Origin of the sequence: Halovibrio salipaludis (assembly GCF_002286965.1) — a bacterium.
GTDB classification, from domain to species: domain Bacteria; phylum Pseudomonadota; class Gammaproteobacteria; order Pseudomonadales; family Oleiphilaceae; genus Halospina; species Halospina salipaludis.
Genome location: NZ_NSKD01000005.1, coordinates 130,828 through 157,448 on the forward strand (window position 1 = coordinate 130,828; position 26,621 = coordinate 157,448).

Here is a 26,621-nt window from a genome sequence, read left to right on the forward strand (position 1 = left end):
GTTACTGGAACAGCCCCAGGAAGAACAGCTTGATGGAGTCCCAGAGGCGCTGGAAAAGCCCACCCTGCTCCACGGAATGCAGCGCCACCAGCTCCCTTTCGGCAAGTGTGCTGTCTTCATGGGTCACCGTCAGGTCCCCGAACACCTCACCACGCTCAATCGGGGCTTCCAGGACGGATTCAACGGAGACGGAAGGCTCCAGTTCTTCCCGTGCCCCATTCGGAACCGTGAGGTACAGATCTTCCTGAATCCCGAGGTCCAGACGGTCGCCAGCGCCTTTCCAGACCCGGGCATCGGTGACCTTTTCCCCGCCCTCGTAAAGACGGAAGGTTTCATAGTAACGGAAACCGTAGTTGAGCAGCTGCTGGGACTCCCGTGCCCTGGCTTCAGCGCTGTCGGCTCCCATGACCACGCTGACCAGGCGCATGCCGTCGCGCTTGGCGGATGCCGCCAGGCAGTAGCCCGCGTCATCCGTATGCCCGGTCTTGAGCCCGTCGACGGACTTGTCACGCCAGAGCAGCTGGTTACGATTGGGCTGGCGGATGCCGTTGTACGTGTAATGGCGCTTGGAGTAGAGATCATAGGTATCCGGAAAATCCCGGATCTTGGCGCTCGACAGGAGTGCCATGTCCCGCGCCGTCGTGTACATATCCGGGTCAGGCAGACCGGTGGGGTTGGTGAAACGGGTATTGTCCATTCCCAACTGGCTGGCCTGCTGGTTCATCATCTGGGCGAATGAGCCCTCGCCCCCCGCGATGTGTTCCGCCAGCGCTACGCTGGCATCATTGCCCGACTGCACGATGATGCCGTTCATCAGCTCCCGCACGGTGACGCTGTTGCCCTCCTTGAGGAACATCCGGGAGCCACCGGTCTTCCAGGCGTTGACGCTCACCGTGGTTTCCTCATCCATGCTCAGGCGCCCCGCTTCCATCTCGCGGTCCGCGATGTAGGCCGTCATCATCTTGGTCAGGCTCGCCGGCGCCACCCGCTGGTCCGGGTTTTTCGCGACCAGGACACGCCCGCTCTGCACATCCATGAGGATATAGGAGTCAGCCCCCAACTCCGGCGGCGACGGTATCAGGCTCGAGGCCTGAAGCGGCGTCGCTGCAAAAGCAATACAGAATACCAGTAGAATCGAGAACAGCTTGCGCATGGTTGTATCGTCCTGATGTTCAGCCCGTGCTTCCAACGGGCCGTGTGATGATGATGGGCTGCCCCAGGTCATTCCGCTCAATCGCCCGGCGAGCCTGCTCGGCTGCTCCCCGCTCCTGGAAGGGGCCAACCCAGACACGGTGGACCTGGTCACCGTTCCGGCCCTCAACCAGATGGACGTCGCCGGGTATCACCATGTGCAGTTGGGCCTTGAGCTGCGTGGCGGCGGTTAAGTTACCAAATGCGCCCACCTGAACAAAGAGACGGTCCTCTTTGTTTCCCGATGGTAATGCGGCTTTTTCAGGCGCTCCGCTCCCACCTTCCGTCTCGGCGGGGCTGGTATCCGCATCCTCGGGACTGGCCGCAACGGCTTCGATGTGGACACGCGCCGTCCCCTGGCCCTCGAATCCAAGCACCCTGGCAGCCGCATAGGAGAGGTCGATCAGACGTTCCCCATGAAACGGACCACGGTCGTTGACCCTGACGATGGTGGAGCGGTCGTTCTCCAGGTTGGTGACACGGACATAGGTGGGCAGCGGCAGGCTCCGGTGCGCCGCGCTGAGCTCATACATGTTGTACGTCTCACCGTTGGAGGTCAGGTGACCATGGAACTTGCGACCGTACCAGCTGGCCCGCCCCCGGGCCTCGTACCCTTCCGCGGAGTCCATAACTTCATAGGTCTTGCCCCAGACCTCATAGGGCGACTTGTTGCCGCCCTTGCTGGGCGGCTCGTAACGCGGCTCCGGCTCCTCGACGCCGGCAACGTCGAGCTCACGGTCCGGCCCGGTATCCTGGCTCAGTGTGTAACGGTCATCGGACTGATGCTGCCCGGTTCCGGCACATCCGGCAACCAGCAGAACCAGCGCGAGCAGCAGCAGACGGCCTCCGTTACTCATCCCCTGAGGCCTCCTTCAGATCCTGTGCCAGCGACCACGCCGCCATGGCGTACAGGTCACTGTGATTATAGCGGGTAATCACATCGAAGTTGGCATGAGCGACCCAGTGCTGCGGACGGTCCTCCACGGTCAGCCGTAACAGCCGGGTCCCGCCAACCGGCCCACGCCATTCGTCCAGCGGCATGGCCACCGGTGCCCCGGCATGCCAGTCATGTTCGTGGAAATAATTGGCAACACTCCCAATGGCGTCCACCGGGCTGTCGAAAAGGTCCACAGCGCCATCCCCATCAAAATCCACGGCATAATGCCGATAGCTGCTGGCGATGAACTGGCCATATCCCATGGCGCCCGCATAGGAACCCATGGGCTCGCGCGGATCAAACCCCTGATCCCGCGCCAGCACCAGGTAGTGGTGCAGCTCGTCGCGGAAGAAATCAGCCCTGGGCGGGTAACCGAAACCCAGAGTCACCAGTGCGTCCAGCACCCGGTCATTGCCGGCATGACGCCCGTAGAACGTCTCAATGCCGATGATCGCCGTGACCAGCTCCGCGGGCACACCGTAACGTGCTTCGGCCCGGCCCAGAGCCTTTTCGTGACGCGCCATGAAGGCTCTCCCCTGCTCGACCCGTTCCGGGGTCAGGAAGATCCCACGGTACTCGCCCCATTCCAGGACCTTTTCGGCGGGCGCGCTGATGCGCTCGATCACCGTTTCATCGTGGCGGGCAGCCTCCAGCCATGCCTTCACCTGCTTCCGTTCAAAGCCCTCCTCGCGGGCCATGCGCTCGATGAACCGCTCCCGGTCGGACGTGGCGGCCACCACGGACAGACTGACAAGGGCGATCAACAGGGCAATCGGGAAACGGCTCATGGTATCGGGTCAGGACTCCAGCATGCGTCGATGGGTATGCACTGCCATAAGAATACCGAAGCCCGCGAGCAGCGTCACGATGGACGTTCCCCCATAGCTGACCAGCGGCAGCGGCACCCCCACTACCGGCATCAGACCGCTGACCATGGCGACGTTTACCACCACGTACATGAAGAAAATGATGGCAAGCCCGCCGGAGAGAAGGCGACTGAACGAAGTCTGAGCCATGGAGGCGATGAAAAGGCAGCGGATCACGACCAGCGCATACAGCACCAGCAGCAGGGTCACGCCGACGAACCCGAACTCTTCCGCCAGGACGGCCAGGATGAAGTCCGTATGGCCCTCCGGCAGGAAGTCCAGGTGGGACTGGGTGCCTTCTCCCCAGCCCTTGCCGTGAAGGCCGCCGGAGCCGATGGCGGCCTTGGACTGGGTGATGTTCCAGCCAGCGCCGAGCGGATCACTGCCGGGGTTCATAAGCGTCAGCACACGCTCCTTCTGGTAGTCGCGCATCACGAAAAGCCAGAGAACGGGCACGGAGGCACCGCCCGCGGCCACCATCAACATGATCAGGCGCCAGCTCAACCCCGCAAGGAACAGCACGGCAAGGCCAGAGGCGATGACAAGCACGGCGGTCCCCAGGTCCGGCTGGGCAATGATCAGCGCGCCCGGAAGCGCGGTCAGCCCCAGTGCCATAAGGATGGGCAACAGCCTGGGTGGCAGTGACAGCTGGGCCAGGAACCATGAGACCATCAGGGGCACGCCCAGCTTCATGGCCTCTGACGGCTGGAAACGCGGCAGCCCCGGCAGCGCCAGCCATCGCTGGGCCCCCTGGGCACCGGCACCAAAGAGCAGCACCAGAACCAGTGACAGGATGCCGACCAGATACAGCCAGGGCGACCAGCGCCGGTACAGCATGGGATCCAGTTGCGCGAAGAACAGCATCGCCAGCAACCCCCCCCCGATTCGCAGGGCCTGGCTCTGGACAATGGCCATGCCGTTTTCGCCGGCACTGTACAGGACCACCAGCCCCAGCCCCATGATCAGGGACAGCAACAGCAGCAGCCACGGGTCCAGGTGCAGCCGGCTCATCCAGCCGCCACGGCGGTTCAGGTGCCCCGGTTCAAACGCAATCTGGCGCACGAACTCCTGGCTCATGGCTGCTCTCCCCCGGCGGTCCCATCATTTTCCATCGCTCCAGGTACCGCCTGATCCGTCAGCACGTCCGGAAAACCATTGATCCATGCATCCGTCACCTGCCGCGCCACGGGGGCTGCGGTGGAACTGCCGCTGCCGCCGTTTTCGACCAGCACGGACACCACGATTTCCGGATCGTCCGCCGGAGCGAAGGCGACAAACAAGGCATGATCCCGCATGCGCTTGGCGATTTCATCCTCGTCGTACTCCTCCCCCTCCAGGCTGAACACCTGGGAGGTGCCCGTCTTGCCCGCCATGCGGTAATCAAGACCCGGACTGATACGCCGGGCGGTGCCCTCCGAGCCATGCACCACCTCCTCCATGGCATTGATGACGTATTCCCAGTCCGACTCCTGACCCATCTCGACCGGAGGACGCACCACATCCGGAAGCAGGTGCTGGGCCGGGATATCACCCTCGATGTAACGCAGGTGGCGGGGCGCACGACGCTCGCCGCGGTTGGCAAGCACGCTGGTCGTAGCAGCCAGCTGCAGGGGCGTGGAGAGGAAGTAGCCCTGGCCGATGCCCATGTTGACGGAATCCCCCGGGTACCAGGACTCGTTGTGAACCCGGCGTTTCCATTCCGGGCTCGGCAGGATCCCCGGCAGCTCGTCCCTGACATCCAGGGAGGTCACGGAGCCAAACCCGAAATGCGCCAGATGGTCGGCCATCATACTGCCGCCCATCTCGTACGCCATCTTGTAGAAATAGGTATCGCTGGACAGCACGATCGCGTCATAGAGGGTCGTATCCCCATGCCCCTCCCGCTTCCAGTTACGGAAGACCTGGCTGCTGTTGGGCAGTTCATAGTAACCGGGATCATGGACGATCTCGGACTGGGTCACGGTATCCGAGGCCAGCCCGGCCAGTGCAAGCATGGGCTTGATGGTGGAGCCGGGCGGGTACTGGCCGCGGGTGGCGCGGTTGAACAGGGGTTTGTCCAGCGAATCCCGGAGCTCGGCATAGCTCTCGTGATCAATACCGGTGACGAACTTGTTGGTATCGAACCCGGGCGTACTGACCTGAGCCAGAAGCCCGCCCGTCTCGGGGTTGATGGCCACGATGGCGCCGCGTCTGTCTCCCAGTGCCTCGTGCGCCACCTGCTGGAGCCGGATGTCCAGATTCAGGGTCAGGTCCTGGCCCGGACTGGGATCCTCGCGCTCCAGTACCCGCATGACGCGCCCGCGGGCGTTGGTTTCGACATTCTGATACCCCACTTCACCGTGCAGCTCCTTTTCGTAGACCCGCTCAAGACCGGTCTTGCCGATGTAGTGGGTCCCCGCGTACGCCACCTTATCAATACGGCGTGTATCCTGTTCATTGATCCTGCCCACGTACCCCAGTACATGGGAGGTCAGCCGGCCATAGGGGTAGTACCGCACCAGCCGTGCCTCCATCTCCACGCCGGGCAGGCTGTGGCGATTCACGGCGAGCCGGGCCATCTCGGCTTCAGTCAGGTGGTAGCGCAGCGGCACGGGCTCGAAGGGTCGGCGCCGTTCGTCCAGCCGCTCGCGGAAGTTCTCAACATCCCCCGGGGGAACATCGACAATATCCCGGATCTCCCCGATCAGGGCATTTATGTCCGATACCTGCTCGGGGATGACCGTCAGACTGAAAACCGGCCGGTTTTCCGCCAGCAGTACGCCATTACGGTCGTAAATCAGCCCCCTGGTCGGCGGCACGGGCTGCACCTGGACCCGATTGCGGTCGGAGATGGTGGTGTAGGTTTCGTGTTCGATGATCTGGAGGTAGTAGAAACGGCCGATCAGGACCCCGGTCATCAGGATAACCACGATGATGGCCACGAAGGAGCGGCGCTGGAAGAGCTCCCGTTCCTGGTTGGTATTGCGGAGGGTGCCCCAGCTCATGCTCAGCCGGCCCTGTGGTAGGGATGGTTGCAGTTGATGCTCCAGGCACGGTAAAGCTGCTCAGCCAGCATCACCCGCACCAGGGGATGGGGAAGCGTCAGCGGCGACAGCGACCAGGCCTGATTGGCACGCTGGCGGCAGGCATCCGAGAGTCCTTCCGGCCCACCGATCAGGAAAGCCACGTCCTGTCCTTCCATCCGCCAGTGCTCTAGGCGCTCGGCGAGCTTCTCCGTGGACCACTGGCGACCGTCAATCTCAAGAGCGATCACCCATTCAGGGCCCCGCAGCGCCTTCAGCATCCGCTCGCCTTCATCCCGCACCGCGCGCGCCGTATCGGCCTGACGCCCACGCCCCGCCAGGGGCACTTCCGTCAGCTCCAACCGCATCTCGCGGGGGAAGCGCCTGCGGTACTCCTCAAAGCCCGCGTTGACCCAGTCGGGCAGTTTCTGCCCGGCGCCGATGACCTTCAGGTGCATGCTACTCCGTACCCGCGGCGCCCAGCCCCGGAGCATCCCGCCAGAACCGTTCCAGATCGTAGAACTCCCGGGTTGCCGGCAGCATCAGGTGGACAATGACATCCCCCATATCCACCAGGACCCAGTCAGTGGTTTCACCACCTTCGAGTTTCGGCTTGCTGTCCGCTTCCTGCTTGGCACGCTGCACCACTTCCTCGGCCAGCGAGTGGATATGGCGATTGGAGTTGCCCGAGGCGATGACCATGTAATCCGTCATGCTGGTACGGTCGCGCACATCCAGTACAGCCACGTCCTGGCCCTTCATTGATTCGACGGCATCCACCGCCAGTGACTTCAGTTGTTCAGAATCCATAATCATCCTGTTTCAAGTCGGTACAGCCCCTGATCCCGAATGGTGCGCCAAACCGCATCCGGCACCAGGTAGCGGATTGATCGTCCGGCAACCGCCCGGCTCCGGACTTCCGTGGCCGCAATCTCCAGCAACGGCAGCTCCATCACCAGAATGGAACCACTGGCACTGCGCTGGAGCTCAGCCGCTTCCGCTGCCCGGCGTTCCTGCAGCATGGCTGCAACAAGCTCGGGGGGCGCCAGAGGAAATCCGGGTCTGTTGACCACGATTATATGGGCGAGCTCCGGCAGTTGCATCCAGCCGCGCCACTGATCGAAGGTGTTGAAGGCGTCGGTTCCCACAACCATTGCCAGCGGGGTCTCCGCCCCCAGCTCAGACCGCAGCTGCTGGAGGGTCTCGCCGGTATAGGATACCCGGTCCTGGTCCAGTTCGCGGGAATCCACCATCAGTCCCGGTTCTTCCGCCACCGCATCCCGCAGCATGCCCAGTCGCGTGGCGCCCTCCGCCCCGGGCTGATCACGGTGCGGCGGGCGGTGACAGGGCATGAGCCGGATCCGGGCACCTTCGAGACGTTCATGCAGCTCCACCGCCATCCGGAGATGGCCGTTGTGGACGGGGTCGAAGGTGCCGCCCAGCATCACGTGCAGCATGCCGGCTCCTGGTCAATCACGGACATGGCCATCCCCGAACACAACGTATTTCTGGCTGGTCAGCCCTTCCAGCCCTACCGGCCCCCGGGCGTGCAGCTTGTCGGTGGAAATGCCGATCTCGGCCCCCAGGCCGTACTCAAAGCCATCCGCGAAACGCGTGGAGGCATTGACCATCACAGAACTGGAGTCCACCTCCGTCAGAAAGCGCCGCGCCCGGGTATAGTTCTCGGTGATGATACTGTCGGTATGCTGGGAGCTGTAACGGTTGATGTGCTCCATGGCCGCATCCAGCCCGTCCACGACCCGGATCGACAGCACCGGCGCCAGGTATTCCGTGGCCCAGTCCTCCTCCGTTGCCTCACCGGCCTCCGGGAGAATGGCACGGGTAGTGGCGCAGCCTCGCAGTTCCACGCCGATACTCTGCAGCTGCTCGGCAATTGGCGGCAACAGGGATTCGGCGACGGGGGCATCCACCAGCAGGGTTTCCAGTGTATTGCAGGTGCCGTAACGCTGGGTCTTGGCGTTGAGCGTCACGCTCACGGCCTTCTCCGGGTCCGCGTCACGGTCCAGGAAACTGTGGCAGATCCCGTCCAGGTGCTTGATGACGGGCACCGAGGCTTCATTACTGATGCGCTCGATCAGGCTCTTGCCACCACGGGGAACGATCACATCCACGTACTCGGGCATCCGGATCAGGTGACCCACGGCCTCGCGGTCAGTGGTTCCAACCACCTGCACGCCGGTCTCCGGCAACCCGGCTTCCCGCAGCCCCTGTGCCACGCATCCGGCAATGGCCTGGTTCGAGTGCGAGGCCTCGGAGCCACCACGCAGCACCGTGGCGTTGCCGGATTTGATGCAGAGACTGGCCGCATCCACGGTGACGTTGGGACGGGACTCGTAGATGATGCCGATCACCCCCAGCGGCACCCGCATGCGCCCGACCTGGATACCGGAAGGACGGTATTCCATATCCGTGATCACGCCCACCGGGTCCGTGAGCCCTGCGACCTGGCGCAGGCCCTCGATCATGGTATCGATGCGGGCACCGGTGAGCTCCAGCCGGTCCAGCATGGCCTCATCAAGCCCCTTGTCACGACCCGCCTCCAGATCCTTCCGGTTTTCCGCCTGCAGCGTCTCCCGGCTGGCGTCGAGCGCCCGGGCCGTGGCAAGAAGGGCCTCGTTGCGCGCTCCGGTGCTCGAACGCGCCAGTTCGCGGCTTGCAGCCCTGGCCTGTTCACCCAGGGCTCGCATCATGGATTCTGTGCTCATATCCCTCCCCATCGGATTCCGCATCTGTTTTCAGGGCACTGCGGGAAAAGTACGCTATTATACGCGTGCGTGGGGCAGCGGATACAGCCTCGCATTGCAACACCGGGAGCTGATCATGGAAACGGAAACAGCAATGCCCGTAACACTGCGGTGGACGCTGCGGGCCGGATCCCTGCTGCTTTTGCTTCTGAGCCTCGCGATCTTCGCCGGGCACTGGCCCTGGCTGACGCCCCTGGCATTCCTGGTGCCGCTGGCCCTGTTCGCCGGCTGGGGCCTGTGGGTGGCGGGAGCCGGATGCGCGGTTTTCCTGGCCGCCACACTCAGTCAGGGTCTGTCGCCCGAACTCGGCATGGCCCGCCACCAGTTCGTGCCCATGCTGATCCTTGCCTCCGGCCTGGCCGCGGTATTCGTGTACCTGCGGGAATACAAGGCCGCCCAGCTTGCCCCCCTGCGGCGCACCGACTCACTCACGCTTGCCTCCACCCGGGACTACCTCGACAGTGACCTGAACCGTGAGATCCGGCGGGGTGAGCGCGAAGGCACACCGGTAACCGTGGCTGTCCTGCATCTTGATGACCCCGAAACCCCGCTCCCGGAACAGGATCAGAGCAACCTGATGGTGCGACTCGGCCGGCTGCTGCACCGCACCCTGCGGGATTTCGACAGTTACTACCGCAGTGATGAAACCGGTTTCATCATCGTACTGCCCGCGACCGCAACACCCGATTCCGTCGGGACCATTGAGGGCATCCGCAGCCAGGCCCGGGACATGCTCACCCGCGAAGGGATAGAGCTGACGCTCTCGGCCGGAGTGGTGGGCGCCAATGTAGGCGATGACGCCCGCAGCCTCTCGGAAAAGGCCCAGGAAACCCTGCTCCGGGCCCAGAAACAGGGTGGCAACCGGACGCTTACATGGACGGACGCCGGAGGCACAGGTCATGACTGAAACCGCACTGCGCACCCGTACCAACAGCGTCGTCTATGCGCTGATGCTGCTGTGCTTCATGATCCTGGCGGAACGGAGCCTGCGTTACGGCTTCTACGAGCTGTTCTTCAGCGGCCTGGCCATTACCGCTCTGGCCGCCGCCGGCATTGCCGCCACCCTGATCCGCCGACACCGCCAGCTCCAGACCCGCAGCCACCTGCTGATCCTGGTCCTGATGGCCCTTATCATCCTCCAGGCCATTGCCCGGGAGCCGTCCCTTGCCTTCTACTGGCTCTACCCGATGCTGATGGCAGCCTTCCTGCTGCTCAGGGTCCGCCAGGCAGCCGCCCTCTGTGCAGCCGGCCTGCTCCTCAGCCTGATTGCGGCCTGGAATCTGCCGCTGCGGGAGCAGCTGACGCTTGCCGGCACTGCCCTGCTCCTGGCTGCCGGTGCCGGCTGGTTTGCGCGCCACTACCATGCCAGTGCCCGCTACGTGGACACGCTGACCATCGTGGACCCGGAAACCGGGGCCTACAACGAGCGCAGCCTCAACGAGACCCTCAGCAGGGAGATCAGCCGCTCCGAGGCTACGGGCCACCCGCTGTCGATGGCCCTGCTGAGGATCGATCATCGGGAGGAACTTTCCGGTGTTTACGGCGAGGAAGCGCTGGCCGGGCTCAGTGCCGCCATCAGCCAGAGTCTGCGCACCACCATCCGGGCCGGGGACAGCCACTACCATCTGGGCGACGGTCGCTTCTTCCTGTTGCTGCCGTTCACCCCTGAAGAGGGGCTGCGGGTGACCGCGGAGCGCGTGCGGCGGCTTCTGGGCGAGTCACGCTGGCCCACGGTGGAGAGCATCACGGCCAGCATCGGCTCTACCACGCGCTCGCCCGGGGAAACCTCCGCGGAGGCACTGCGCCAGCGCTGTGAGGAAGCGCTCGGGGAGGCCCAGAGGCGCGGCCACGACCAGGTCTGGCACCTGGGCGCCCAGGCTCACTCCATGTCTTCCACCAGCCGTGACAGCACTTCCAGCCGCTCCAGCGGGTCATCCATCTCCACCAGCGACTGACGCTGCTCAATGGCCAGCGGCAGCAGCTCCGTCAGCCGCCACCCGACCTGACGCGCATCGTCGTAATCGATGGTCAGGCCGAGCTCCGCCACGGATGGGTGCCGGCACAACGCCGCCAGAAGCTCGGAAAGGTCCTCGTGCCGCAAGGGCGTACGCGCCCGGGGCTCCTCGGGCAGAGTTACCACGTCACCGCGGTTGAGGCCACCCGTCTCCCGCCAGTTCCGGGCCACGGAGACCTTGCTGAGACCTTCCACGGTGATCCCCAGCAAGCCGTTCTCCAGCGGCGAGAAATCCACCACCGACACCTCACACCCGATGGGATGGAAGGCGGCGTCCGCCCGGATGTCACTGCCGCCCTGCTCAAGCAGGACCAGCACAAAGGGCTCCTGGGCGCGCAGTGAGTGGGTGAGCATGTCCATATAGCGGCGCTCAAAGAGCCGCAGGGGCAGGCGGCCGCCGGGAAGCACCACCGAGTTGAGGGGGAACAGTGCTCGATTCATGGCCGTGGCTCCCGGCGGGCGGGGGTTACTCTTCGGGGCAGCGCCCGTGCAGCATGGTCCAGTAACCGAACAGGTTCACGGACTCGATCCGCTCCACGTTCAGGCCCACATTCTCAAGCACCGGCTCCATGGGGAAGTCCGGATCAAAGCCAAGCGGCGCGGCCCAGCGCGAGAGCGCGGATTCGAACCGGCGCACAAGGGGATTCTCCTTGGCGAAGTGGTTAACGAAGATCACGTCCGCGCCCGGCTTGGCAACCCGGCGGACTTCGCTCATCACCTTGTAGGGATCAGGCACCACGGAGAGCACGTACAGGACCATGATCTTGTCGAAGCTGTTGTCCGGGAAGTCCAGCGCTTCGGCGTCCATGTTGTACAGCTCGCAGTTGGTCAGGCCGTGCTTCTGGATGCGTTTCTCGGCCTTGTCGAGCATATCCTGTGAAATATCAACGCCAGTAACATGGATATCCACGTCATCGGGATATTCCGGCAGCGAAAGGCCTGTGCCCACGCCCAGCTCCAGGACATGATCCCCGGACTCAAACTGAAGAGAGTCCATGGCCACATGCCGGCCGTTCCGGAACACCAGCCCGAACACCCAGTCGTACACCGGTGCGTAACGCTTATAGGCACCCTTGATGCTGTCGTTGTCCACTTTCTGTACTCCCTCGATTCAAGAAGGTTGATACAGTACCAATCACGGGTTCGCTCGTCATCTCCCATGGGGGCAGACAGTCGGATTACAGGCGCGTTATAGTTTCCGGATCGGCTCTGAATCCGGGTCATACCACCGTGACTGACAACCGTTTCTCCGAGGAAAGTGCCCTGAGCGCCGCCGAGGCGCTCCAGCATGTGCTCGCCAGCCGCACCCACAAACGCAAGGTTCTGGGGGAGGAACGTATTGTGCCCGGCCAGCTGGGTGAGGCCTTGGGCCTTCCGGACATCATCCACCGCCTTCAGAGCCGCAGCGGCCCGGTCCGCAACGAAGCCATGGAGCGCTTCGAAGCCATCTGGGAAACCCTCTCCGAGCGATCACGCCAGCGTGTTCGCGAGGCGCTCGGCTGGTACGACCCGCGCGAACTCGACTGGGAGGACCCGCGCTCCAACCGCCGCCCGGTCCAGGATCACTGACTGCGCGAGTGCACGTGCTGCTGCAGGTAGAGCCCGGTGATGACCAGTAGCAGCCCCACCACCGTTGACCCCAGGATCGGCTCGCCCACGATGAGCGCAATAAAGCCCAGCGACAGCGGGGGTGACAGAAAGATCAGGTTGCTCAGGCGCGAGGTATTGGTCGCCTTCTTCATCGCCAGCAGCCAGAGCACGAAGGCGATCCCCATCTCGAAGGCACCCACCCAGGCGGCTCCGGCCAGCCCCTTCCAGGCAGGCCACTGCCAGCCATCCCAGAGGGCCAGAACCAGGATCAACGGCCAGGCGACCAGGAAGTTCAGCAGCAGACCGGCAACCGGCTCGCGGGTATCACGGGTATTGAAGATCCAGTAGAACGCCCAGACCAGTGTGCTCAGAAGGGCCAGCACCACGCCCGGCCCGTTTGAGAGATCAAACGCCAGCGGATCCCCGCGCGTGGCGATGATGAAGACACCGCTGTAGCAGATCAGGCCGGCAAGGGCATCGACGGCCTTCAGCCGGTGGCCGAGAAACGGCACCGCCAGGTAGGTGAGCGTCAGGGCCCAGGTGTAGTTGATGGCCATCGCCTCCTGCGCCGGCAGCAGATCATAGGCGCCGAACAGCAGGATGTAGTAGAGGATCGGATTGATGAGTCCGAACCCGAGGGACAGCAGCAGCCCCTTCCGCCCCGGTCGCAGGGTCTCACCCAGGCGCCCCTGCCACGCCTGCCAGGCCACGAGCACCAGTATGGAGAAGGTCACCCCCCAGAACATGAGCCCGGTGCGCGACAGGTGTTCCAGCGAGATCTTGAAGGCCGTCGCCGCCGTCGACCACAGCAGCACCGTGGTCACGCCCAGGATCATGGCCTGGCGCTGATCCTTCATGTCAGGCGAAAACCGTGACCGTCTGCTGGCTGCGGGCCACCAGCTCGCCCTCGGCGGTCCAGATGCCGGCCCGGGTAAGGCCATAGCCGTCCCTGGCCTGATCAATGGTGGCGCGGTAGAGCAGCCAGTCCGAGGGGGCAATGGAGGGCATGGGGTGCACCAGCTCCATGGTCCAGCTCAGGGTACTGGCGGGCGCCGGCTGGCTGAGGTGCGGCAGCACGGCCGGGGGCCAGGTATCGACCAGGGCCACCAGGTGCGAGTGGGTGATGGCCTGCGGCGCCTCGTGGAAACGCATCCAGCCTCCCATGGTGCGGTCGCTTGAGCCGCTGAACGGAAACCCGCCGAGACAGAACCGCAGATCGTAGTGGCGCATGAAGTCAGGGGTTACGCCCTCGATCTGCGGCATGGGTTGCGCGGACCCGGGATCCGGTGCCGTTGGGGCCGGCTCCTGATCCACCGAGACCACGGACTCCCGGCCGGACCCGAAACTGCCCATGGCCACCATGACAGTGTCACCGCCCTGGTGGATACGGCTCTCCACCTGGGTTACCGCCTTGCCCTGGCGCAGGATCTCCGCACTCACATCAACGGGCTGGTCCGGCGCCGCCGGTCCCACGAAGGAAACCGCCAGCGAGCGCAGTGGCCGCTCATCCACCAGCTGACCCCGCATGGCTTCATGGGCCATGGCCGCCAGAAGCCCGCCAAAGGTGGCACGCCCCTGCCCCCAGTCCGGGGTCAGATCGGCCCGCCCTTCCCGGGCGGCGTGCATCAGGTTGTCGAAATCACTCATTCAGACCTCTCCCCGGTCGTAAACAACAATGCTGTAAGGGTAGCGGTTGGCTTCCTCGCCACCGGCATGATCCACGCGTGAAACCTCCTCCCAGCGGCTGAGATCCACCTCCGGGAAAAAGGTATCGCCGTCCACCTCCGCGTGGACCTCGGTGAGATAGAGCCGGTCCGCGACCGGCAGTGCCTCGGCGTAGATCTGGGCGCCACCAATCACCACGGCCTCCTCGGCGCCATCGATCAGCCCCTGCTGTTGTGCCTGTTCCAGAGCCGCCTCCAGGGAGTGCACCACACAGACGCCCTCGCCCGACCAGGCGGTATCCCGGGTCACCACGATGTTGCTGCGCCCGGGAAGCGGGCGACCAATGGATTCGTGGGTGCGGCGTCCCATGATGATGGGCTTGCCCATGGTGGCCTGTTTGAAGTACTGGAGCTCCTCGGGCAGATACCAGGGAAGACGGTTGTTACGGCCGATCACCCGGTTCCGGGCCATGGCGACCATCAGTGCAGTGCGCATGAACAGACCTCAGATGGCGATGGGAGCACGGATCACCGGATACGGATCATACCCCGTAATACGGAAATCCTCTTCCCTGTACTCAAAAAGATTCGGCGGGCAGCGTTGCAGCGCCAGCTCCGGCAGCGGGCCCGGCGTGCGGCGCAGCTGCTCGTAAACAATGTCGTCGGTCAGGTGATTCTGATACAGGTGCACATCCCCGAAGGTATGCACGAAATCCCCGGGCTCCAGGCCGGCCTGCTGGGCCATCATGCAGGTGAGCAGGCTGTAGGAGGCGATGTTGAACGGCACCCCCAGAAAAAGGTCGGCACTGCGCTGGTAGAGCTGGCAGGAAAGCCGTCCGTTCTCAACGAAGAACTGGAACAGGCAGTGACAGGGCGCCAGCGCCATCCGGCCCGCGTGCACGTTCTCCTGCGGGCCCATGGACTCATCCGGCAGCTCCGCCGGGTTCCAGGCCGTCACCACCAGCCGCCGTGACTCGGGTCGGTTGCGGATGCCCTCCAGCACCTCGCTGATCTGGTCCACGGTGCTGCCATCCGGGCACTGCCAGCTGCGCCACTGCTTGCCGTAGATCGGCCCCAGATCTCCCTCTTCCGTGGCCCATTCGTTCCAGATTGAGACGTTATGCTGCTGCAGCTCACGGTTGTCGGTTGAGCCGCGCAGGAACCACAGGAGTTCATGGATGATGCTGCGCACATGGACCTTCTTGGTGGTCAGCAGTGGAAAGCCTTCTCCCAGATCAAAACGCAGCTGACGCCCGAAGACGGAGCGGGTTCCCACCCCCGTGCGGTCGCCCCTGTCGACGCCGTTATCAATCACATCGCGCATCAGCGCCAGATAGGATTCCATTCAGGCGGTCCTCCCCTGTCGATAGGCCAGAAACAGCAGAATGGCGCCGGCCACGATCATGGGCACGGACAGGACCTGCCCCATGGTCATCCAGTCCAGCAGCACAAAGCCCAGATGGGCATCAGGCTCGCGGTAGAACTCGGCCACGGAACGCAGTACCCCGTAACCGGCCAGGAAAAGCCCGGAGACCGCCATGCGTGGCCGCGGCCTGGCGGAGAACCACCAGAGCACCACAAACAGCAGCACCCCCTCAAGCGCGAACTGGTACAGCTGCGAGGGATGGCGCGGCAGCGCATCCCCGGCCTGGGGAAACACCATGGCCCAGGGCAGTTCCGGCGACGTGGGGCGCCCCCAGAGTTCACCGTTGATGAAGTTGCCCAACCGCCCCAGGCCCAGGCCCACAGGGATAACCGGTGCGATGAAATCCGCGATGTTGAAGAACCCGGTGCCGATACGGCGGGCGAACATCAGCATGGCGGCCAGCACACCGATGAGGCCGCCATGGAAGGACATACCACCTTCCCAGATCTGGACAAGCCAGAGCGGTTCCGCGAGGAAGCGTTCAAAGTGATAGAACAGCACGTAGCCGAAGCGCCCGCCGAGGATCACACCCAGGGCCATATAGAACAGCAGGTCCCCCAGCTGCTCGGCGTTGACCGGTGAATCCGGGCGGCTTGTACGCAGCCGCGCCAGAGCCCAACCCCCGACGAAGGCGACCAGGTAGGTCAGCCCGTACCAGTGGATGTCCAGAGGGCCCAGGGAAACAGCGACCGGATCGAATTGCGGATGTACCAGCATGAGACCTTCAACCTGAAATCAGAAACCGCACACCAATCACCACCAGCAGCAGCGCGAACAGGCGCTTGAGCCAGCGCTCATCCAGACGGTGTGCCAACAGCGCCCCGACGCGGGCGAAGGGAACGCTCATCAGTACGATACCCAGCAGCGCCGGCAGGAACACGAACCCGACACTGTAGGCCGGAAGTCCCTCACGCCCCCAGCCCACGGCCATGTTCGTCAATGCTCCGGAGACCGCGATGGGAAGGCCGCAGGCCGCCGATGTGCCCACCGCATGCTGCATGCGGACCCCCACCCACGTCAGGTAGGGCACCGTCAGTGTACCGCCCCCAATCCCGACAATGGCGGAAAGCCAGCCGATGCCACCGCCCACGCCGCCCAGTTCCGCTTTCGCGGGCTGGCGGTCAGACGCCATTGGGGACCAGCCGGTCACCATCTTAGCGGCAACCAGGAGCACAAAGACACCAATGATCCCCTGAAGCATCTCGCCGCTGAGAAGCCCGGCCGTTACCGCGCCCAACGCGGCCCCCAGCAGTATACCCGCGGCCATGGGCCGGAACAGGTCCCAGCGGACGGCGCCCTTGCCGTGGTGGGTTCGGATGGAACTCAGGGAGGTGAACACGACCGTGGCCAGCGAGGTGCCGACAGCCAGGTGCGCGGAAATATTCCCGCTGATGCCCTGCCAGTCAAACGCAAACACCAGCGCGGGGACGATGATGAGCCCGCCCCCGATCCCGAAAAGACCGGCCAGCGTACCAGCAACGGCGCCCAGTCCCAGATAGAAAGCCAGTGCTTCGAGGATGCCCATCCGATTGCGATTCCGTTGTCCGATAAAGCCCGGCATGGTACCAGAGGATTGGACCAGCCGCAGGCCCGGCGCGGGTGACGGGACCAGCGGGCATGCTACAATCCGGTGGTTCACCCGGTGGTGGCACCGGCGGCAACGGGAGGGGATGCATGAGTGACAGCGACAGCAGCAACAGTGACAGCGGCAATGCCGCCACCTTCGAGGCGAGCATCCAGGAGCTGGAATCCCTGGTGCGCAAGCTCGAACAGGGGGACATGCCGCTGGAGGAATCCCTGAAGGCGTTCGAGCGCGGGGTTCAGCTCACCCGCTCATGCCAGCAGTCATTACGCGATGCGGAGCAGCGGGTGGAGCAGGTCATCGAGAACAGCCAGGGCGAGCTTGAAACACGCCCCTTCCCGGAGGACAGCTCCGAGGCATGACCGTCGACGCCTTTCTCAGCGACACCCGTCAGCGTTTGGAACTCGCCCTGGAACAGGCGCTTCCAGACCCGGACACCGAGCCCCGCCGCCTTCACCAGGCCATGCGCCACGCGGTCCTCGGTGGCGGCAAACGCCTGCGCCCCGCGCTGGTGCTGGCGGCGTGCCGCTGTGCCGGGGAAAGCAGCAATGACGGGGCCCTGCCCGCCGCAGTGGCGGTTGAACTCATCCATGCTTACTCCCTGGTACACGATGACCTGCCGGCAATGGATGACGACCATCTCCGCCGCGGGCAGCCCACCTGCCACGTAGCGTTCGATGAGGCTACCGCCATCCTCACCGGGGATGCCCTCCAGACGCTTGCCTTCGAGACGCTTTCCGGCACTGACCGGCCGGCGGCAACGGTAGTGGCCATGATCCGGGAACTCTCCGCCGCCTCCGGCCACAGGGGCATGGCGGGAGGACAGGCACTGGATCTGGACGCCACCGGCGCCCATCCCTCCATGGACGCCCTTGAGGCGCTGCACCGGCGCAAGACCGGGGCGCTCATCGAGGCCTCGCTGGTGCTCGGCGCCCACTGCGGCGCGGGCGATGAAGCGCTCATCGCCTCCCTGCGGGCCTTCGGGCGCAGCATCGGACTCGCCTTCCAGGTACAGGATGACATCCTGGATGTGGAGGGCAGCGCCTCCGTAACCGGCAAGCCCCAGGGGTCGGACACGGCTTCGGATAAAGCCACCTATACGGCACTTCTGGGAATGGAAGGCGCCCGCGAACGGCTGGATGCGCTTCACCGGGATGCCCTGGGCCACTTGGAACGGATTCCCGGGGACACTTCCCTGCTCGCCGCACTGGCCGCTTTCATCATCGAGCGCAACCACTGACAACCCCTGTTGTCACTGCCGTATTGGTGGGCTTATGGTGCCGGGAAACGCGGAACTGATTCTCCGCGCCGATTTCTCTATAATGCGGGATTACCGTCAGGAACCGCCAAGGCAGCAAGGCCCGGATGCAGGACAAGACCGTTTTCAACAGCATACCCACGCAGCGCCCGGAGACGCCCCTGCTGGATCGCGTCAACACGCCGGAACAGCTGCGCACGCTCGGCCGTGACCAGCTGGTACCGCTGGCACGCGAACTGCGGGCCTTCCTGCTGTGGTCCGTGGGCCAGTCCGGCGGCCATTTCGGGGCCGGGCTCGGGGTAGTGGAACTGACCCTGGCGCTGCACTACATCTTTGAGACACCAGAGGACCGCCTGGTCTGGGATGTGGGTCACCAGGCCTACCCGCACAAGATCCTGACCGGACGCCGCGAACAGCTGCGGACCATCCGCAAGAAGGACGGCCTGGCCGCCTTCCCCAACCGCGACGAAAGCCCCTACGACCACTTCGGGGTGGGCCATTCCAGCACCTCCATCAGCGCGGCCCTGGGCATGGCCCTGGCCGCCCGCCAGCAGGGGCGGAACCGCAAGGGCATCGCGGTCATGGGCGATGGCGCCATGACCGCCGGCATGGCCTTCGAGGCCCTGACCCATGCGGCGGACGTGCGCGCCAACCTGCTGGTGGTGCTGAACGACAACGAGATGTCCATCTCCCACAACGTGGGTGGACTCTCCAACTACTTCGGACGGCTCCTGGCGAGCCGGACCTACAATCAGGTCCGCGACAGCAGCAAGCGCGCACTGGCCAACACTCCCGGGCTCAAGGCCCTGGTGCGCCGCACCGAGGAGCACTTCAAGGGCATGCTCGCCCCGGGCACCCTGTTCGAGGAGATGGGCTTCAACTACATCGGCCCCATCGACGGCCACGACCTGCCGCTGCTGCTGGAAACCCTCGACACAATCAGTCAGCTGGACGGGCCCCAGTTCCTGCATGTGGTGACCACCAAGGGCAAGGGCTTTGGGCCCGCCGAATCCGATCCGGTGGGCTACCACGCCATCAACAAGATCGAGCCGGCACCGCCTGTCCAGCCGGCGGACGCCCCGAAGAAGCCCAAGTATTCGAACATCTTCGGCCAGTGGCTGTGCGACATGGCCGAACAGGATAACCGGGTGATGGGCATTACCCCGGCCATGCGCGAGGGCTCGGACCTGGTGGCTTTCTCTGAACGCTTCCCGGAGCGCTATTTCGATGTGGCCATTGCCGAACAGCACGCGGTCACGCTGGCCGCCGGCATGGCCTGTGATGGCGCCAAGCCCGTGGTGGCCATCTACTCCACCTTCCTGCAGCGGGCCTACGACCAGCTGATCCATGACGTCGCCCTGCAGAACCTGGACGTGCTCTTCGCCCTGGACCGCGCCGGTCAGGTGGGCGAGGACGGCCCCACCCACGCGGGCGCCTTCGACCTGACCTACCTGCGCTGCGTGCCCAACATGGTGGTCATGGCGCCTTCGGACGAGAACGAGACCCGGCACATGCTCTACACCGGCTGGTGCCATGAAGGGCCGGCCGCCGTACGCTATCCCCGGGGCACCGGCCCGGGCGCGGCCGTCGATGAACACATGGAAGCACTGCCCCTGGGGCGTGGTGTTGTACGCCGTGAGGGTAGCCGTGTGGCCATCCTGGCTTTCGGAGCCATGGTCACGCCCGCGCTTGAAGTGGCGGAGTCACTGGATGCCACGGTGGCGGACATGCGCTTCGTGAAACCGCTGGACACGGCACTGGTGGAGAAGCTGGCGGCCAGTCACGAGCTGCTGGTGACCATCGAGGAGAACATGGTGGCCGGTGGTGCCGGCAGTGGCGTCTCGGAACACCTGCATGCCGCCGGTGTGGGCGTGGATCTGCTTCAGCTGGGTCTGCCCGACCGTTTCATCGACCATGGCAAGCCCGCAGAGCAGCTGGCGGACGCCGGGCTCGATGCGGAGAGCATCCAGAGTGCCATCAGCCAGCGCCTTTCCCGGAACAGCGGCGACAGCGGCCTCGCCATCGCCCAGACCTGACCCCTCACTCCTGTGAGGGCGGCGGATCGTCGTCCTGGTGGGTATGGAACCAGTGCCCCATGCGTGAGCGCTTGGTGTTCAGATAGGACTCATTGTGGGGATTGCGGCCCACCTCAAGCGGCACCCGCTCGACCACGTCCACGCCCAGATCCCGGAGCGCATCCACCTTGACCGGGTTATTGGTCATCAGCCGCAGCTGCTTGATGCCCAGGTGTTCGAGCATGTCCAGGCACATGCTGTAATCCCGCAGATCCGCCGCGAAGCCAAGGCGCTCATTCGCCTCCACGGTATCGGCTCCCTCATCCTGCAGCCGGTAGGCCCGGATCTTGTTCAGAAGCCCGATGCCCCGACCTTCCTGGCGCAGGTAGAGCAGAACCCCGCGCCCCTCAATGGCGATGCTGCGCAGAGCCTCTTCCAGCTGGTAGCCGCAGTCGCAGCGCATGCTGTAGAGGGCATCACCGGTGAGGCATTCGGAATGGGTACGCCCCAGCACGGGCCGGCCGTCCGAGACCTCGCCCAGACTGAGCGCCACATGCTCCTGGCCGGTGTCGATCTCCTCGAACCCATGCATATCGAACACACCGAAAGGCGTGGGGAGGCGACAGCTCTCGATGAATCGGACGACCACGGGCGATCCTCTCAGGATGAAAAGAGGCGGCAGTTTAACAGAAGGCGCAGCGCCGCTGAACGGGGTCAGGCCCCGCCTTCCTCCGGCGCCTGCCAGTGACCGGACTGACCGCCCTGTTTCTCCAGAAGGCGGATACCGTCCATGACCATGCCACGATCCACCGCCTTGCACATGTCATAGAGGGTCAGCGCCGCCACCGACACGGCTGTGAGCGCCTCCATTTCCACACCGGTTGCGGCGTTGAGGCGGCACCGGCTTTCAATGTCGATGCCATCACGATTCTCCCGGGGCGCGAGCCAGACCTTGACCGAACTCAGGTTCAGCGAATGGCACAGGGGGATCAGCTCATGGGTGCGCTTGGCCGCCATTATGCCGGCGATCCGCGCGGTGGCCAGCACATCCCCCTTGGGGTGTTCGCCCGCCAGGATCATGTCCAGGGTTTCCGGCTGCATCCGGATCGTTCCCCCCGCTCTCGCCTCGCGCTGGGTCACCGCCTTGTCCCCGACGTCGACCATATTGGCCGCACCGGTTTCGTCCACGTGACTGAGACCGCTCATTGATTCCTCCTTCAATGCCACCAGAAGCCGATACCGGCAACGCCACAGCCGCCATGCCGGCGACTCTCCATCACCTCATCGCCACCAACCCCGCCCAGTGCATAGACCGGAAGGTCCAGCTCCGCCACCAGCGCCTCGAATCCATCCCAGCCCAAGGGGGAGCGCTCCGGGTGGCTGGCGGTGGGTCTGACCGGCGAGAGAAAGGCATAGTCCGCACCCAGCCTCTGTGCGTGCTCCAGGCTGGCGCGATCGTGACAGGACACCCCAAGGCGGTAGCCACTGCTGATGGGGCGCTCCGTCAGCCGAGCCGCCTCCCGCCAGGGAAGATGCAGACCCTCCGTATCGGGAACCCTCTTCAGGCGTTCCGGTGCGCCATGCAGCAACAGTGGGCAGCCCGCGCTCCGGGCCGCTGGCCCACAGGCGGAAGCCAGAACCTGATAGGCCGCATCATCGAGTTCCGGGCAGCGCAGCAGGCACTGGCTGCCGGACCAGCCCTCAAGCCGGCCCGCGAGACCGTCCGGCGTGACATCGGCACCCGTGATCAGCGTCCGCGCCGGCAGCCGCAGCACCTGGATCATGCGGCGGTTGGCCGCCGGGAAAGTGTCCGGATCCAGGGCGTCCACATCCAGCCACATCAGCGGCTGGTCTTCCCGGCCCTGCGGCTCTCCCGAGAATCCTGTCACGCGGTAGAGGTCCAGCTGGACACGGCGATCGCCGTAGTCATGGGTCACACGCAACTCAAAGCTCAACCCCGTCTCCGGCACCCTGAGCCCGACCTCCTCATCGAGTTCACGCACAAGTGCTGCCGCCGCGGACTCGCCGGGCTCAACCTTGCCGCCGGGGAACTCCAGAAGGCCGCCCTGATGCTGGTGCGTATGACGCTGTGCCACGAGCACCTGCTCACGCCCGCCTTCATGGCGAGAGACAGCTGCCACAGCAACGTGAACCGTTTTCACACGCTCAGGTCCGGTATTCGGCGTTGATGGTGACGTATTCATGGGAGAAGTCGCAGGTCCAGACCCGCTCCAGTGCACTGCCACGCCCCAGGTCGATACGGATGGTCAGTTCCTGCTGATCCATCACAGCCTGGCCGGCCGCCTCGGTGTACTCCGGCGCCCGTCCGCCATGGCTCACGATGCAGACATCGTCCAGGTGTATTGAGACGCCATCGATAGCCAGATCCTCAACACCCGCCCGTCCCACGGCAGCCAGGATGCGCCCCCAGTTGGGGTCGGCCGCGTAGAGCGCCGTTTTCACGAGCGGGGACTCCGCCACGGCGAAGGCTACCCGGCACGCCTCATCGGAGTCAGCGGCCCCGCCAACCTCGACGGTCACGAACCGGGTCGCGCCTTCCGCATCACGGACAATCGCGTGGGAAAGCTCCAGGAACACGGACGCCAGCGCCTCGCGCAGTTGCGGCACAACCTGTCCCCGGGAATCCAGAACCTCGGCGGGGCTCTGACCGGTCGCTGCCAGCAGGCAGGCATCGTTCGTGGAGGTGTCCCCGTCAATGGTGATGCGGTTGAAGCTGGCGTCCGCCAGCTCACGTACCAGCGGCCTGAGCACGTCCGCCGGAATCGCGGCGTCCGTGGTAACGAAGGCGAGCATGGTGGCCATGTTGGGGCGGATCATACCGGCCCCCTTGCTGATACCGGAGATATGCACCGGTTTACCGTCAATCATCACCCGGCGGGTTGCCCCCTTGGGCAGGGTATCCGTGGTCATGATGGCAGGTGCCGCTTTCGCCCAGCCGTTGGGGTCCAGGTCCGTCACCGCACTTGGGATGGCCTCCAGCATGCGCGCCAGCGGCAGTGGTTCGCCGATCACGCCCGTTGAGAACGGCAGGACCTGCTCCGCGCCGACCCCCGCGGCTTCCGCCACCGCCCGGCAGCAGGCGCGGGCGTCCGAGAGCCCCTGCTCGCCGGTGCCGGCATTGGCGTTGCCGGTGTTGATCAACAGATAGCGCGGGCGACCCGCTGCCAGCGCCTGCTCGGCAACCAGCACCGGCGCCGCACGGAAAGCATTGCGGGTGAACACGGCACCGGCGGCGCTGCCTTCGGCCAGCTCCAACAGCACCAGATCATCACTGCCGGGCTTCTTGATGGCCGCATCCGCGGTGCCCAGGCGCACACCCGGCACCGCGTGGAATTCAGGAAGAGGTGCGGGATTGACCGCCATAACGCTTATTCCGCCTTGCCGTGACAGTGCTTGTATTTCTTACCGGAGCCGCAGTAGCAGGGCTCGTTACGGCCGATCTTGCGGTTATCGCGAACAAACGGCTGCTGGCCAACGCCGGCACTGTCCTCATCACTGTCACCCTGGCCGTCACCACCCTCGCCATCATCCGCGCCGGCGGCCGCCTGGCCGCTGGCCTCGTCATGGCGGGCCTGGGCCCGCGCCAGTTCCTGCTGCAGCTCCTCGCGCCGCTTGCGCTCCATCTCATCCAGCTCTTCCTGACGCTGGACGCGCACGCGTGAGATCACCCGCACGACGTCAAACTTGATGGACTCCAGCATGTTCTGGAACAGGTTGAACGCCTCGCGCTTGTACTCCTGCTTGGGATTGCGCTGGGCGTAGCCACGCAGATGGATGCCCCGGCGCAGGTGGTCCATGTTGGCCAGGTGCTCCTTCCAGAGGGTATCCAGTGCCTGCAGGAACACCTGCTTCTCGAACCGGCGCATGGTCTCGGCACCGACCACGTCCTCTTTCTCCTGGTAGACACGGACGTGTTCATCGAGGATCCGCTGGCGCAGTTTCTCCTCGTACATCCCTTCTTCCTCGAGCCAGTCGCGTACCGGCAGCCGCAGACCCAGTTCGCTCTCGAGCTGCTGCTCCAGGCCGGGAATATCCCACTGCTCGGGCATGCTCTGGGGCGGGATATGCTGGCTGATGACCGAGTCGACCACATCCTCGCGCACCTGCTGGATGAGCCCGGAGATGTCCTCGGACTCCATCACCTCATTGCGCTGCTCATAGACCACGCGGCGCTGGTCGTTGGCCACGTCGTCGTATTCCAGCAGCTGCTTGCGCACGTCAAAGTTGCGCCCCTCGACCTTGCGCTGGGCCTTCTCAATGGAGTTGGTGACCATGCGATGCTCGATGGCCTCGCCCTTCTGCATGCCCAGTGCCTGCATCAGGTTCTTGACGCGATCCGGCGCGAAGATGCGCATCAGGTCGTCCTCCAGGGACAGGAAGAACCGGGAGGAGCCCGGGTCGCCCTGACGACCGGCACGGCCGCGCAGCTGGTTATCGATCCGGCGCGACTCATGGCGCTCGGTACCGATGATGTGCAGACCACCCGCCTCAACAACGGCATCATGGCGCCGCTGCCAGTCCTGTTTCACGGCCTCCACGTCGGCCTCGGAAGTATTCTCGCCGAGATCGGCCAGTTCCGCGTCCAGGTTGCCACCCAGCACAATGTCGGTACCACGGCCGGCCATGTTGGTGGCAATGGTCACGGTGCCGGGCTTACCCGCCTGGGCAATGACATGGGCTTCCTTCTCGTGCTGCTTGGCGTTGAGCACGTTGTGGGGGATACCCGCCTCATTCAGGAGTTTCGACATGACTTCGGAGGTATCGATGGAGGCGGTGCCCACGAGCACCGGGCGCCCGGAGGAGACCTCATCCCGGATCTCATCAATGATCGCCTGGTATTTCTCCTCCTTGGTCAGGTAGATCAGGTCATTGTAGTCCGTGCGGTTGACCGGCTTGTTGGTGGGGATGCAGACCACATCCAGGCCGTAGATCTGGTTGAATTCGAACGCCTCTGTATCCGCCGTACCGGTCATGCCGGCCAGCTTGTCGTAGAGACGGAAGAAGTTCTGGAAGGTGGTCGAGGCAAGCGTCTGGCTCTCGGCCTTGATCTCGACGCCCTCCTTGGCTTCCACCGCCTGGTGGAGCCCCTCACTCCAGCGCCGGCCCGGCATGGTACGGCCGGTATGCTCGTCCACGATGACCACCTGGCCTTCACTGATGATGTAATCCACGTTGCGGTGGAACAGGTGGTGGGCCCGCAGCCCGGAGTGGATGTGATGCAGCAGGCTCAGGTTGGCCGCCGAATAGAGGCTGGAGTCCTCCTCCAGCAACCCGGCCTCGCGCAGCAGGGACTCCACCTTCTCATGGCCCTTCTCCGTCAGCTCCACGGAACGGGACTTCTCATCAATGGTGAAGTCGCCGTCCGGCTCCTCCTCGGCATCCTCGGAGGACTTCTCGAGGTGGGGGATCAGTTCGTTCACCCGGCGGTAGATGTCCGTGTCGCTTTCCGCCGCGCCGGAAATGATCAGCGGCGTACGCGCCTCGTCGATCAGGATCGAGTCCACCTCGTCCACAATGGCGAAATGGAGGCCACGCTGGACCTTGTCCTCCAGGCTGAACGCCATGTTGTCGCGCAGGTAGTCGAACCCGAACTCGTTGTTGGTGCCGTAGATGACATCACAGGCATAGGCTGCCCGCTTGTCCTCTGAGGGCTGTCCGGAGTTGATCACGCCCACACTCAGGCCCAGGAAGTTGTAGAGCTGCCCCATCCAGGCCGCGTCACGCCGGGCCAGATAGTCGTTCACGGTGACCAGGTGAACACCGTTGCCGGTCAGGGCGTTGAGGTAGATGGGAAGGGTCGCCACCAGCGTCTTGCCCTCACCGGTGCGCATTTCCGCAATGCGCCCTTCGTGCAGGGTGATGCCCCCGATCAACTGGACATCGAAATGGCGCAGGCCGAGAACCCGGTCACTGGCCTCCCGCACCACCGCGAACGCTTCCGGCAGTATGTCCTCCAGTTCGGCGCCATTGCCGAGCTTCTCGCGGAGTTCGCCGGTCTTGGCTTGGAGCGCCTCATCCGAGAGCGACCCGAGGCTCTCGCCGAACTGGTTGATCTGATCAACCAGCTTCTGCATGCGCTTGATTTCACGGGCGTTCTTACTTCCGAAAAGACGGGTGGCCAGCTGTGAGAACATAATCCTGATTCGTTTCCCTAAAAGCCCTGCCTGGACGCGCGCCGCGAAAGGGACAGGGCGGAACAGATGGAGTCGGCGCTGTCGAACACAATAAGGCACTGCATTCTAACGCCAATTAACTCAGAGGGAAAAGCAGTGGCCGGGGATGGCCCGGCC

The 26,621-nt window shown here is 64.5% G+C and carries 28 protein-coding genes; 6 read left to right on the forward strand and 22 right to left on the reverse strand.

Translation table 11 applies throughout. The features are described from left to right. Nucleotide 1: 1 nt before the first annotated feature. From CK501_RS11955 to CK501_RS11995, 9 genes are read right to left on the reverse strand one after another with little or no spacing between them, the layout of a single operon-like run. Entirely contained in the window at nt 2-1,153 is a 1,152-nt protein-coding gene (locus CK501_RS11955; protein ID WP_095617974.1) for a D-alanyl-D-alanine carboxypeptidase family protein, read from the reverse strand. A gap of 19 nt (nt 1,154-1,172) precedes the next feature. Continuing rightward, nucleotides 1,173-2,048 (reverse strand): septal ring lytic transglycosylase RlpA family protein, encoded by an 876-nt coding sequence (locus CK501_RS11960; RefSeq protein WP_095617975.1) that lies wholly within the window; start codon nt 2,046-2,048, stop codon nt 1,173-1,175. Continuing rightward, the gene (gene mltB, locus CK501_RS11965) at nt 2,041-2,916 is read right to left on the reverse strand and encodes a lytic murein transglycosylase B (protein WP_095617976.1); all 876 of its coding nucleotides are present in this window, start codon (nt 2,914-2,916) and stop codon (nt 2,041-2,043) included. Before mltB ends, CK501_RS11960 begins: the two co-directional genes overlap by 8 nt. Nucleotides 2,917-2,925: 9 nt before the next feature. Then, the gene (gene rodA, locus CK501_RS11970) at nt 2,926-4,071 is read right to left on the reverse strand and encodes a rod shape-determining protein RodA (protein ID WP_095617977.1); all 1,146 of its coding nucleotides are present in this window, start codon (nt 4,069-4,071) and stop codon (nt 2,926-2,928) included. Further along, complete coding sequence (mrdA, locus tag CK501_RS11975; protein ID WP_095617978.1) at nt 4,068-5,978, reverse strand: penicillin-binding protein 2; 1,911 nt, start codon at nt 5,976-5,978, stop codon at nt 4,068-4,070. Before mrdA ends, rodA begins: the two co-directional genes overlap by 4 nt. A gap of 2 nt (nt 5,979-5,980) precedes the next feature. After that, nucleotides 5,981-6,454, reverse strand: a complete 474-nt coding sequence (gene rlmH / locus CK501_RS11980; protein WP_095617979.1) for a 23S rRNA (pseudouridine(1915)-N(3))-methyltransferase RlmH — start codon at nt 6,452-6,454, stop codon at nt 5,981-5,983. A 1-nt stretch (nt 6,455) separates the two neighbouring features. Then, nucleotides 6,456-6,806, reverse strand: coding sequence for a ribosome silencing factor (rsfS, locus tag CK501_RS11985; RefSeq protein WP_095617980.1), 351 nt, complete (start codon nt 6,804-6,806; stop codon nt 6,456-6,458). A 2-nt stretch (nt 6,807-6,808) separates the two neighbouring features. Further along, entirely contained in the window at nt 6,809-7,453 is a 645-nt protein-coding gene (gene nadD, locus CK501_RS11990; RefSeq protein WP_198949501.1) for a nicotinate-nucleotide adenylyltransferase, read from the reverse strand. 12 nt (nt 7,454-7,465) lie between these two features. Continuing rightward, entirely contained in the window at nt 7,466-8,722 is a 1,257-nt protein-coding gene (locus CK501_RS11995; RefSeq protein WP_095617981.1) for a glutamate-5-semialdehyde dehydrogenase, read from the reverse strand. A 115-nt stretch (nt 8,723-8,837) separates the two neighbouring features. Here CK501_RS11995 and CK501_RS12000 point away from each other — a divergent pair, with 115 nt between their 5' ends. Both CK501_RS12000 and CK501_RS12005 read left to right on the forward strand, forming a co-directional pair. Then, nucleotides 8,838-9,668 carry a GGDEF domain-containing protein gene (locus CK501_RS12000; RefSeq protein WP_158223111.1) on the forward strand — a complete coding sequence of 277 codons (831 nt, stop codon included), beginning with the start codon at nt 8,838-8,840 and terminating at the stop codon, nt 9,666-9,668. After that, nucleotides 9,661-10,716 (forward strand): GGDEF domain-containing protein, encoded by a 1,056-nt coding sequence (locus CK501_RS12005; RefSeq protein ID WP_158223112.1) that lies wholly within the window; start codon nt 9,661-9,663, stop codon nt 10,714-10,716. Before CK501_RS12000 ends, CK501_RS12005 begins: the two co-directional genes overlap by 8 nt. Here CK501_RS12005 and CK501_RS12010 read toward each other — a convergent pair. Further along, nucleotides 10,641-11,216 (reverse strand): LON peptidase substrate-binding domain-containing protein, encoded by a 576-nt coding sequence (locus CK501_RS12010; RefSeq protein WP_095617984.1) that lies wholly within the window; start codon nt 11,214-11,216, stop codon nt 10,641-10,643. The genes CK501_RS12005 and CK501_RS12010 overlap by 76 nt on opposite strands. Before the next feature lie 25 nt (nt 11,217-11,241). Then, the gene (locus CK501_RS12015; protein WP_095617985.1) at nt 11,242-11,868 is read right to left on the reverse strand and encodes a class I SAM-dependent methyltransferase; all 627 of its coding nucleotides are present in this window, start codon (nt 11,866-11,868) and stop codon (nt 11,242-11,244) included. 137 nt (nt 11,869-12,005) lie between these two features. On the opposite strand from CK501_RS12015, the gene CK501_RS12020 reads away from it, so the two are divergent. After that, complete coding sequence (locus tag CK501_RS12020) at nt 12,006-12,344, forward strand: hypothetical protein (protein ID WP_095617986.1); 339 nt, start codon at nt 12,006-12,008, stop codon at nt 12,342-12,344. On the opposite strand, the gene CK501_RS12025 is transcribed toward CK501_RS12020, so the two are convergent. The 6 genes from CK501_RS12025 to CK501_RS12050 are packed head-to-tail and all read right to left on the reverse strand — an operon-like array spanning nt 12,338 to nt 16,980. Further along, nucleotides 12,338-13,222, reverse strand: a complete 885-nt coding sequence (locus CK501_RS12025; protein WP_095617987.1) for a DMT family transporter — start codon at nt 13,220-13,222, stop codon at nt 12,338-12,340. The genes CK501_RS12020 and CK501_RS12025 overlap by 7 nt on opposite strands. A gap of 1 nt (nt 13,223) precedes the next feature. After that, nucleotides 13,224-14,012: an acyl-CoA thioesterase gene (locus CK501_RS12030; protein ID WP_095617988.1), complete on the reverse strand. Its 789-nt coding sequence runs from the start codon at nt 14,010-14,012 to the stop codon at nt 13,224-13,226. Beyond that, nucleotides 14,013-14,525 (reverse strand): dihydrofolate reductase, encoded by a 513-nt coding sequence (locus tag CK501_RS12035; protein WP_095617989.1) that lies wholly within the window; start codon nt 14,523-14,525, stop codon nt 14,013-14,015. A gap of 9 nt (nt 14,526-14,534) precedes the next feature. Continuing rightward, nucleotides 14,535-15,374, reverse strand: coding sequence for a thymidylate synthase (locus tag CK501_RS12040; protein WP_095617990.1), 840 nt, complete (start codon nt 15,372-15,374; stop codon nt 14,535-14,537). Beyond that, entirely contained in the window at nt 15,375-16,172 is a 798-nt protein-coding gene (gene lgt / locus CK501_RS12045) for a prolipoprotein diacylglyceryl transferase (protein ID WP_095617991.1), read from the reverse strand. A gap of 7 nt (nt 16,173-16,179) precedes the next feature. Then, complete coding sequence (locus tag CK501_RS12050) at nt 16,180-16,980, reverse strand: sulfite exporter TauE/SafE family protein (protein ID WP_095617992.1); 801 nt, start codon at nt 16,978-16,980, stop codon at nt 16,180-16,182. A gap of 149 nt (nt 16,981-17,129) precedes the next feature. On the opposite strand from CK501_RS12050, the gene CK501_RS12055 reads away from it, so the two are divergent. The 3 genes from CK501_RS12055 to dxs all read left to right on the forward strand — a co-directional run bounded on the left by CK501_RS12055 (nt 17,130) and on the right by dxs (nt 20,331). Then, nucleotides 17,130-17,399, forward strand: a complete 270-nt coding sequence (locus tag CK501_RS12055; RefSeq protein WP_095617993.1) for an exodeoxyribonuclease VII small subunit — start codon at nt 17,130-17,132, stop codon at nt 17,397-17,399. Continuing rightward, nucleotides 17,396-18,277 (forward strand): polyprenyl synthetase family protein, encoded by an 882-nt coding sequence (locus CK501_RS12060; protein ID WP_095617994.1) that lies wholly within the window; start codon nt 17,396-17,398, stop codon nt 18,275-18,277. The genes CK501_RS12055 and CK501_RS12060 overlap by 4 nt, the downstream gene beginning before the upstream one ends. Nucleotides 18,278-18,402: 125 nt before the next feature. Beyond that, a complete protein-coding gene (gene dxs / locus CK501_RS12065; RefSeq protein ID WP_095617995.1) occupies nt 18,403-20,331 on the forward strand; it encodes a 1-deoxy-D-xylulose-5-phosphate synthase in 1,929 nt (642 codons plus the stop codon). Between the two features lie 4 nt (nt 20,332-20,335). Here dxs and ribA read toward each other — a convergent pair whose 3' ends face one another. The 5 genes from ribA to secA form a co-directional block, all read right to left on the reverse strand. After that, nucleotides 20,336-20,959 carry a GTP cyclohydrolase II gene (gene ribA / locus CK501_RS12070; protein ID WP_095617996.1) on the reverse strand — a complete coding sequence of 208 codons (624 nt, stop codon included), beginning with the start codon at nt 20,957-20,959 and terminating at the stop codon, nt 20,336-20,338. 65 nt (nt 20,960-21,024) lie between these two features. Then, on the reverse strand, nt 21,025-21,516 hold the full coding sequence (moaC, locus tag CK501_RS12075; RefSeq protein ID WP_095617997.1) for a cyclic pyranopterin monophosphate synthase MoaC: 492 nt from the start codon (nt 21,514-21,516) through the stop codon (nt 21,025-21,027). A gap of 11 nt (nt 21,517-21,527) precedes the next feature. Further along, a complete protein-coding gene (locus CK501_RS12080) occupies nt 21,528-22,514 on the reverse strand; it encodes a Nudix family hydrolase (RefSeq protein WP_095617998.1) in 987 nt (328 codons plus the stop codon). Next, nucleotides 22,477-23,694, reverse strand: a complete 1,218-nt coding sequence (gene argJ, locus CK501_RS12085; RefSeq protein ID WP_095617999.1) for a bifunctional glutamate N-acetyltransferase/amino-acid acetyltransferase ArgJ — start codon at nt 23,692-23,694, stop codon at nt 22,477-22,479. The genes CK501_RS12080 and argJ overlap by 38 nt, the downstream gene beginning before the upstream one ends. A gap of 5 nt (nt 23,695-23,699) precedes the next feature. Continuing rightward, nucleotides 23,700-26,465, reverse strand: a complete 2,766-nt coding sequence (gene secA, locus CK501_RS12090) for a preprotein translocase subunit SecA (protein WP_095618000.1) — start codon at nt 26,463-26,465, stop codon at nt 23,700-23,702. Nucleotides 26,466-26,621: the final 156 nt, after the last annotated feature.

Coding starts and splice junctions, on each gene's coding strand:
- CK501_RS11955 (WP_095617974.1), bottom strand. CDS start 1,153: ATGCGCAAGCTGTTCTCGATTCTACTGGTATTCTGTATTGCTTTTGCA.
- CK501_RS11960 (WP_095617975.1), bottom strand. CDS start 2,048: ATGAGTAACGGAGGCCGTCTGCTGCTGCTCGCGCTGGTTCTGCTGGTT.
- mltB (WP_095617976.1), bottom strand. CDS start 2,916: ATGAGCCGTTTCCCGATTGCCCTGTTGATCGCCCTTGTCAGTCTGTCC.
- rodA (WP_095617977.1), bottom strand. CDS start 4,071: ATGAGCCAGGAGTTCGTGCGCCAGATTGCGTTTGAACCGGGGCACCTG.
- mrdA (WP_095617978.1), bottom strand. CDS start 5,978: ATGAGCTGGGGCACCCTCCGCAATACCAACCAGGAACGGGAGCTCTTC.
- rlmH (WP_095617979.1), bottom strand. CDS start 6,454: ATGCACCTGAAGGTCATCGGCGCCGGGCAGAAACTGCCCGACTGGGTC.
- rsfS (WP_095617980.1), bottom strand. CDS start 6,806: ATGGATTCTGAACAACTGAAGTCACTGGCGGTGGATGCCGTCGAATCA.
- nadD (WP_198949501.1), bottom strand. CDS start 7,453: ATGCTGCACGTGATGCTGGGCGGCACCTTCGACCCCGTCCACAACGGC.
- CK501_RS11995 (WP_095617981.1), bottom strand. CDS start 8,722: ATGAGCACAGAATCCATGATGCGAGCCCTGGGTGAACAGGCCAGGGCT.
- CK501_RS12000 (WP_158223111.1), top strand. CDS start 8,838: ATGGAAACGGAAACAGCAATGCCCGTAACACTGCGGTGGACGCTGCGG.
- CK501_RS12005 (WP_158223112.1), top strand. CDS start 9,661: ATGACTGAAACCGCACTGCGCACCCGTACCAACAGCGTCGTCTATGCG.
- CK501_RS12010 (WP_095617984.1), bottom strand. CDS start 11,216: ATGAATCGAGCACTGTTCCCCCTCAACTCGGTGGTGCTTCCCGGCGGC.
- CK501_RS12025 (WP_095617987.1), bottom strand. CDS start 13,222: ATGAAGGATCAGCGCCAGGCCATGATCCTGGGCGTGACCACGGTGCTG.
- CK501_RS12030 (WP_095617988.1), bottom strand. CDS start 14,012: ATGAGTGATTTCGACAACCTGATGCACGCCGCCCGGGAAGGGCGGGCC.
- CK501_RS12035 (WP_095617989.1), bottom strand. CDS start 14,525: ATGCGCACTGCACTGATGGTCGCCATGGCCCGGAACCGGGTGATCGGC.
- CK501_RS12040 (WP_095617990.1), bottom strand. CDS start 15,374: ATGGAATCCTATCTGGCGCTGATGCGCGATGTGATTGATAACGGCGTC.
- lgt (WP_095617991.1), bottom strand. CDS start 16,172: ATGCTGGTACATCCGCAATTCGATCCGGTCGCTGTTTCCCTGGGCCCT.
- CK501_RS12050 (WP_095617992.1), bottom strand. CDS start 16,980: ATGGGCATCCTCGAAGCACTGGCTTTCTATCTGGGACTGGGCGCCGTT.
- CK501_RS12055 (WP_095617993.1), top strand. CDS start 17,130: ATGAGTGACAGCGACAGCAGCAACAGTGACAGCGGCAATGCCGCCACC.
- CK501_RS12060 (WP_095617994.1), top strand. CDS start 17,396: ATGACCGTCGACGCCTTTCTCAGCGACACCCGTCAGCGTTTGGAACTC.
- dxs (WP_095617995.1), top strand. CDS start 18,403: ATGCAGGACAAGACCGTTTTCAACAGCATACCCACGCAGCGCCCGGAG.
- moaC (WP_095617997.1), bottom strand. CDS start 21,516: ATGAGCGGTCTCAGTCACGTGGACGAAACCGGTGCGGCCAATATGGTC.
- CK501_RS12080 (WP_095617998.1), bottom strand. CDS start 22,514: ATGAATACGTCACCATCAACGCCGAATACCGGACCTGAGCGTGTGAAA.
- argJ (WP_095617999.1), bottom strand. CDS start 23,694: ATGGCGGTCAATCCCGCACCTCTTCCTGAATTCCACGCGGTGCCGGGT.
- secA (WP_095618000.1), bottom strand. CDS start 26,465: ATGTTCTCACAGCTGGCCACCCGTCTTTTCGGAAGTAAGAACGCCCGT.